This window comes from Chromohalobacter sp. HP20-39, assembly GCF_033052815.1.
In the GTDB taxonomy this organism is placed as follows: Bacteria; Pseudomonadota; Gammaproteobacteria; order Pseudomonadales; family Halomonadaceae; genus Chromohalobacter.
Map to the genome: position 1 here is coordinate 1 of NZ_JAWHTP010000492.1, position 295 is coordinate 295.

The window sequence follows — 295 nt, forward strand, 5'->3', positions numbered from 1 at the left end:
CTACGGCATCACCGTGCAGTCCGACGTGGTCGATGGCGTGCAGGGCCCGACGGTGACGGCGCAGATCAACCCGCTGCTCGACAAGATTCGCGCCGATCTGCCGCCTGATTACCAGATCAAAATTGCCGGCGCGGAAGAGGAAAGCGCCAATGCAGGTGCATCGATCGCCGCGCAGATGCCGCTATGTATCTTCATCATCTTCTTGTTGCTGATGCTCCAGCTGCACAGCTTCTCGCGCTCGGTGATGGTGTTCCTGACTGGCCCGCTGGGCTTGATTGGTGCGGCGGCGACGTTG

General features: G+C 61.0%; 1 protein-coding gene. It reads left to right on the plus strand.

Features of this window, described 5'->3' with window-relative positions:
- Window positions 1-295: efflux RND transporter permease subunit (locus tag RVY79_RS18930; RefSeq protein WP_317466101.1), on the plus strand; the 295-nt coding region annotated here is incomplete at both ends.